The sequence below is a fragment of the Rhodococcus sp. HNM0563 genome (genome assembly GCF_012726195.1).
Classification (GTDB): Bacteria; Actinomycetota; Actinomycetes; order Mycobacteriales; family Mycobacteriaceae; genus Rhodococcus.
In genome coordinates this window covers 24790-31180 of the sequence record NZ_JAASAF010000017.1, presented here as the reverse complement: position 1 = coordinate 31180, position 6391 = coordinate 24790, and the positions used below count along the sequence as shown (strand labels likewise).

Here is a 6391-nt window from a genome sequence, read left to right as displayed (position 1 = left end):
TGCGCGGACCCGGTGAAGCAGGAACCCGCCGAACAGACCTCACCACCTGGTGAGGCTGCGTAGGAATCCTCCGTGTTTGCGCGGAGGGGGAAGTCAAGCAGATCGCACGCTGGTGAAGCGCCTTGCGATGCGTCGCACCGTGTTCGTGTTTCCGCGTGCCGCCCTCGCGGCGGCACAGGCGGGCGCAAGCGACCGGGTTGCAGCCGCTCAGCGCCGCAGTGTGATCAAAGATGCCGAACGGGCCGGCCTGAACCGGGACGGCGCCCGGTGGCTCGACGACGCCACCGCCGGGGTCCTCGCTGCCCTGGCAGGTGGGCGCGAGGCAACCGCGTCCGAATTGCGTTCGGAACTACCTGTTCTCGACGCATCGATCGACTACGGCGTCGGGAAGTCCTGGGGCGGAAAGGTTCCTTTCGCACCACGAGTCATGACGGTGCTCTCGGCCTCGGGTCAGGTGCTCAGAGCCTCCAACAATGGGTCGTGGCGAATCTCGCGCCCGAACTGGGTGCGTACTGCCTCGTGGTTGGGGGAGGAAATCGAACCGCGAAGCGAATCCGAGGGACTTCGAGACCTCGTGGAAATGTGGTTGCGCGCATTCGGGCCGGGAACCGAAGCCGACATCAAGTGGTGGCTCGGCTCGACGATCAAAGCCGTCCGAGGTGCGCTGACCGAACTCGCGGCTGTGGAAGTGGACCTCGACGGGCGCGTCGGCTATCTCCTTCCGGACGACGTCGACCCCGCGCCCTCTGCTGAGCCGTGGGGCGCGCTGCTGCCGTCACTGGATCCCACCACGATGGGCTGGTACGAGCGAGAGTGGTACCTCGGCCCGTACAAGCAGCAGCTTTTCGACACCAGTGGAAACGCAGGGCCGACGGCGTGGTGGGATGGCCGGGTCGTCGGCACGTGGTGGCAATCCGACGACGGCGCCGTCCGGCTCCACATGCTCGAGGACGCAGGAAAGGAAGCATCGGCCTTCTCGCCGCCGAAGCTGCTCGGCTCGAGGAATGGCTGGAAGGTGTGCGGGTGCTGCCGAGGTTCCCCTCGCCACTGGCCAAGGCCCTGGCTGCCGGATAGTTCAGCAATCCTGCAGTGCAGGCCGATCAGGATGTTCGAAGCGCACCACGATGTCGGCCTCGAAAGAGACCTCGGCCTCGTGTGCGAGCAGTGGGGAGATCGTCCAACGGTCGTCGGCGAGAGTGCCCCGCTCGAGTGCACCCCGGGACATCCTCAGGTCGACGGTCGCATCGAAAGGGATGCCGCGGCCGAGGAGCATCGGTCCTGCCACGACAAGCACGTGATCGGCTGAGGCGCCGACCCGGTCCGCTCGCACCGACCGGTCGGTGGCCTCGTCCCACAACCGCGGCAGAAAGCGATGCCGCCTCTTCAATGACGAGACCACCTCGCGGTCCAGCGCGTCGTAGTCGTACCAGCCCGACCGGTAACTCTCTTCATCGGCGTGCCCGTGTTCGAGACGGAGCGAGGCAGGCCGGACGAAATCGTGCAGTGACACCGCGTCGGCGGGACGCCCCGCGGCGCGCAGAGCCACGACGACCCGGCTCGCCAGACCAATGGGGTCTGCGGCGTCGGCGGCCGAAATCGCCATGGCGACCGGGCCCGGTCGTGCGTTTGCACGTTCGGCGAGTAGTTCGGTCAGTAGAGCAGGAGAGATCGGGGTGAACGACGCCATCCGATCAGGGTATCGCCGGCGTGATCCGCCTTGCCCCTGCCGCGATAGGCCTTGTGCGTCGGGAGAATCGAAGCCACGGATTGCATCACACAGGTTCGGGCGTCCTGGCCGACGCTGGGGTACGGTCCGAGGCCGGCGCCCCGATCGCGCGCTTGGGTTGCGTCCGCACGTGAGTGATGTAGAGGGCGAGACCCACGAACACGACACCGCCGACCAGGTTGCCCAGAACCGTCGGGATCTCGTTCCAGATCAGATAGTCACCGAGGGTGAAGTCACCGCCGAGAAGCAGACCGGACGGGAACAGGAACATGTTGACGACCGAGTGCTCGAAACCCATGTAGAAGAACAGCATGACGGGCATCCACATGACGATGACCTTGCCCGGCACACTCTTGGACATCATCGCTGCGACAACGCCGGTGGACACCATCCAGTTGCACAGCATGCCGCGGAAGAACAGGGTCGCCATGCCGGCCGCACCGTGCTCCGCATACCCGAGAGTGCGCGATTCACCGATCTCACCGAGACGTTCGCCGACCGCGTCCGGTGTGATCGAGTAACCGTAGGTGAGGATGAAGGTGATCAGCACGGCCACGGTGAAGGCGCCGAGGAAGTTTCCGACGAAGACCAGACCCCAGTTGCGGAGCATCGACCCGATTGTCACGCCCGGACGTCTGTCGAGGTATGCAATGGGAACCATCGTGAACACCCCGGTGAGAAGGTCGAAACCCAGTAGGTAGAGCAGGCAGAATCCGACCGGGAAGAGAATAGCTCCGAGGAGGGCGTTGCCGGTCTGCACGGTGACAGTGATCGCAAATGCCGCCCCGAGTGTGAGGATCGCACCGGCCATATACGCCCTGATCAGGGTGTCGCGGGTAGACATGAGGACCTTGCTCTGGCCGGCGTCGACCATCGCGCGGGCCAGCTCGGCGGGTGGAACGTAGGACACGGCAACCTCCTGGTGCGAACAGTGCCCGACCAGTGTCGGCGGGGTCGGTCACCGTGGCGTTTCGGAGCAGTAAGGATGCGTTGCGTTCTCCTCCGCAGGCGGTGGCTCGGGTTGTGAGGTCGATCCATCATGTATATTGGCGGTGCTTCACGAGATGCCGTCGCCAAGCTCCGACTTGACGGCACGCCAACCCCACGCTCGCGGGTGGCTCGGATGACGAAGCGGCTCGCGGCCGACCGGCCCGGGCACGAGCGCCCCGCCCGGGGCCGACCCGGAGGAAATCATGACCGACCATGTTCGCGGTGCCGATCACGTAGATGCTCACCCGTGCGCCTCGTTCGGCGACGGGCACCAGGTGCATTACACCCGCGCACGTAAGGCTTTCGACGATTCCGATCTCGGTGTCGGCGCGCTGGTGCGCGTTCTGGACGATTCGGGGGTCGAATTATCTTGGGATGGGATACGACTCGTATTCCGTCACCATGACACCACCGCGATCGCCGCCGCGGTCCACGCTGGCGGGGAGATCGGGGTCTGGGTTCCGCAGTGGCGAGTGCTGATCCTGCCGGGCCCTGATCCGTATGAGCCTGCGACCTTCACCCTTGCCGCACCTGATCACTGGACGGACTGTGTGCGAGGGCGTGTTTCGACGCCGATCTGCGTGCCCGGCCGGTGATCCGTCGGATCAGCTTTGTTCGGACTCGTGCCAGAACGCTGGAAGAGTCACTGCCAGAATCTCTTTCGCTTGCATCGGTAGAGAGTGGGTGGTGTTCGGCACGACGTCGACGGTTGCTCGCGGGAGTGTTCGTGCCCGCTGCGCAGCAGTTTCGGCTCCGGCGAGCGAATCGCGTTCAGCGATAGCGACGTAGGTGGGCATGACGAGGGCGTCCATCTCGTCATCGCTCAGGGGAGAAGGAGTCGGCAAGGCTGCCGAGAAGTGCTCCGAACCCGCGGCGATCATCTTCGCCATGTCGTCGTTCGGGTCGAACTCTGCCCCGCCTACCTTGCCGAGTGCGGCCGTGCGCCAGGACTCGGGCAGGAACGGGAGAGTCGAGACCATGGTCCACGCCATCATTCGGGCAGAGGGATGCGCGAAGGTGAAAACCGGTTCGAGGAGTGTCAGCGACCGGACCCTCTCCGGGAAATGCTGCGCGTACGTTGCTGCGATTGCTCCGCCGAACGAATGGCCGACGATGTGCACGGTGTCGGTTTCGAGCGCGTCGAGTGCGTCGGCGATCCAGATGGCCTGGTCACCGAAAGAGGCGAGTGGAACATTCTGAACCGACAAACCGGCATCACCGAGTGCGTCGAAAGCGACGACCCGTCGGTGGGGTAGGAAGTCGGCGAGGTTCTCGGCCCACATCGGAACACCCGACGACCGGCCCGGTACCAGGACGACCGGAACGGTATCCGCGGTGTCCGGGGAACTCCACTCGTAGGCGCGAACTGTGCCGAAGCGAGTTGCGAGGTCGTGGGTCGATGTAGGCGAGGGGAGCGAGGACATCGCTCGCTCATACGCCGCGAGGTAGGTCCGGCGTCCCTCTGCGTCGCGGAAATGACCCACGCCGGCTGCTCCGAAGAAGAACTGCTGCACGCTCACAGCACCCAGCGCTGTGAGTGCGGCGACGACGGCAAGCGCGCTGCGGCGAAGCCATCGGTAGCGCGGGCGAGCGGGTGGTGGACGGCCGGTTCGGGAAACTGTGCTTGCGGCGTACTCGCTCATCTGCAACTCCTGATCGTCCAGTATCAGTACTTTTTGCAGTATAGACATATTGTAAAATGCTGTCATGCCGAAAGTTGTCGACCATGCCGAGCGTCGCAAAGAGATTGTGTGGGCCCTGTGGGCAGTGATCCACGAGCGAGGAATCGATGGGGTCACGTTGCACGCGGTGGCTGCGGAGGCCGGGGTCTCGATCGGCAGGATCCAGCACTACTTCGAATCGAAACAGAATCTGATCCGGGCCGGAGCGCAGGAAATGGTCACCGGCGCCGAACAGATGTACCGCGAACACGGATCCCCCCGTGATCCCGGATCGGCCCTCGCAGCACTGCTCACCCAGCCGGTCCCTACGAATGCCCCCGCACGTGTCGGTGTCTCGGTCTGGTATGCCTACCTCGCGAAAGCGACGAACGATCCGTGGATCAGATCGTTCCTTGCTGAAGCCTCAGGTGGGACCGTCGGCGAGGCCGGGCGTCTACTCCGTCTCGTCGGGCTCTCCGAGGCCAGGGCGCACAACGAAGCCGTGAGGTTGGTTGCGGTCAGTACCGGTGCGACACAATCCGTGCTGATCGCGGGGATGGACGCGGACGCCGCGGTCGATCTCGTCCGTCGGGAGATCGACCGCAGCATCGACCTCGGTCCGGAATGAAGCCGGGAGTGAACCGGCCGATCACGCGTCGCCACTTCACCGTGTCGGTGGGCAGGTTCACTATGGTTCCATGGTCAACACCCATCACGCATTCGACTACATCGAACTCGGCGCTACCGACCTCCCCGCTTCACGTGAGTTCTACGAAACCGCATTCGGCTGGAACTTCAACGACTACGGGCCGAAGTACGCCGGTATCCGTGCCGCAGAAGGTGACGGAGAGGTCGGTGGGCTCACGACTCTGCGCGCACCGGGTACAGCCGGACCGCTGGTCCTGCTGTACTCGAGCGACCTCGATGCCTCGGTAGCTGCTGTCGAACAGGCCGGGGGCACGATTTCGTCGGGGCCGTACGACTTCCCGGGAGGGCGACGGTTCACTTTCGTCGATCCGAGTGGAAACGAACTGGGTGTGTGGTCCGAAGCGTGAATCCCTTCGGCGAGCGCGCTTGTCGTGGACAACACCGCCGGTCGAGGACGACCGTCGGACGGGCTGGGTTCAGTTCGCGGCGTGCACCCATCGCGCCATGCCGGTCCGAGCGAGTTGCGGAATCTGCTCGGCCGACCACGGGCTGATCAGCCACGGAACGGTTGCGGCGGTCTGCATATCGGCCCATGACACCCACGACCAGTCCATCACCTCGGACGGGTCGGGCTCGAGGCCGGATACTGCGCGGGCGCAGAAGACTGGACAGACTTCGTTCTCGACAGTCCCGTCGGCTGCCGTCGCGCGGTAGCGGAAACGCGGCAAGATGCAAGTGAGGTCGTCGACGGCGAGGCCCAGCTCCTGCTCGAGACGGCGGTGTATCGCGTCCTCGAGGGATTCGTCCGGTCCGGGATGACCGCAGCACGCGTTCGTCCACACGCCGGGCCATGTGATCTTGTCCAGTGCGCGTCGAGTCGTGAGTACCCGGCCCTCGTCATCGAACACGTAGCAGGAGAATGCCAGGTGAAGTGGAGTGTCCGTGTGGTGGACAGTGGCTTTCGGAGCTGTTCCGATGGGTCGCTCGTCCTCGTCGAGCAGAACCACGAGTTCGTCGTGGGCACGCGCTGTCATCTCGGATCTCCGTTGGGTGCTCGGGGGTATCGGGCGACGTCGGACATTCGCCGGATCGAGCCTACCTGGGCGGCTCGATCCGACGATTCGACACCGATCACACCTCGAAGCCCCACCAAAATCCCTACAACCACAACGTCTGCCGACAGAAGCGGGCTCCCCGAACTGTTGTTTCCGTCCGTTGGCCGTGTTTGCGTCGCCGTTGAAACGATAAGGGTGTTTCTTCTCGCACTGCCGCGCCCCTGCACGCGCACCGACCCGCCACTACGCTCGGGCGTGGTAGCTGCCGCAGACGTCACCCACCGAATTCGGCGCCTCACTGGCACCGCCAC

The 6391-nt window shown here is 64.7% G+C and carries 7 protein-coding genes, 1 pseudogene and 1 riboswitch; of the genes and pseudogenes, 4 read left to right on the top strand and 4 right to left on the bottom strand.

Annotation, left to right across the window (positions count from 1 at the left end; translation table 11 throughout):
* Positions 1-127: 127 nt before the first annotated feature.
* Positions 128-874: pseudogene (locus HCA61_RS25620) on the top strand (crosslink repair DNA glycosylase YcaQ family protein); the annotation flags it as partial.
* 201 nt (positions 875-1075) lie between these two features.
* On the opposite strand, the gene HCA61_RS25615 reads toward HCA61_RS25620, so the two are convergent.
* Both HCA61_RS25615 and HCA61_RS25610 read right to left on the bottom strand, forming a co-directional pair.
* Positions 1076-1687, bottom strand: coding sequence for a hypothetical protein (locus HCA61_RS25615; RefSeq protein ID WP_169691012.1), 612 nt, complete (start codon positions 1685-1687; stop codon positions 1076-1078).
* 85 nt (positions 1688-1772) lie between these two features.
* Positions 1773-2636, bottom strand: coding sequence for a formate/nitrite transporter family protein (locus tag HCA61_RS25610; protein ID WP_169691011.1), 864 nt, complete (start codon positions 2634-2636; stop codon positions 1773-1775).
* A gap of 145 nt (positions 2637-2781) precedes the next feature.
* Positions 2782-2894: riboswitch (SAM riboswitch) on the top strand.
* Positions 2895-2919: 25 nt separating this feature from the next.
* Here HCA61_RS25610 and HCA61_RS25605 point away from each other — a divergent pair.
* Positions 2920-3312, top strand: coding sequence for a hypothetical protein (locus HCA61_RS25605; protein WP_169691010.1), 393 nt, complete (start codon positions 2920-2922; stop codon positions 3310-3312).
* A 9-nt stretch (positions 3313-3321) separates the two neighbouring features.
* Here HCA61_RS25605 and HCA61_RS25600 read toward each other — a convergent pair whose 3' ends face one another.
* Complete coding sequence (locus tag HCA61_RS25600; RefSeq protein WP_240960156.1) at positions 3322-4407, bottom strand: alpha/beta hydrolase; 1086 nt, start codon at positions 4405-4407, stop codon at positions 3322-3324.
* Positions 4408-4423: 16 nt separating this feature from the next.
* On the opposite strand from HCA61_RS25600, the gene HCA61_RS25595 reads away from it, so the two are divergent.
* A complete protein-coding gene (locus tag HCA61_RS25595; protein ID WP_169691009.1) occupies positions 4424-5005 on the top strand; it encodes a TetR/AcrR family transcriptional regulator in 582 nt (193 codons plus the stop codon).
* Between the two features lie 70 nt (positions 5006-5075).
* Positions 5076-5432 (top strand): VOC family protein, encoded by a 357-nt coding sequence (locus tag HCA61_RS25590; protein WP_169691008.1) that lies wholly within the window; start codon positions 5076-5078, stop codon positions 5430-5432.
* 69 nt (positions 5433-5501) lie between these two features.
* Here the strand turns inward: HCA61_RS25590 and idi are convergent, their stop codons facing one another.
* The gene (gene idi / locus HCA61_RS25585) at positions 5502-6059 is read right to left on the bottom strand and encodes an isopentenyl-diphosphate Delta-isomerase (protein ID WP_169691007.1); all 558 of its coding nucleotides are present in this window, start codon (positions 6057-6059) and stop codon (positions 5502-5504) included.
* Between the last annotated feature and the right edge of the window lie 332 nt (positions 6060-6391).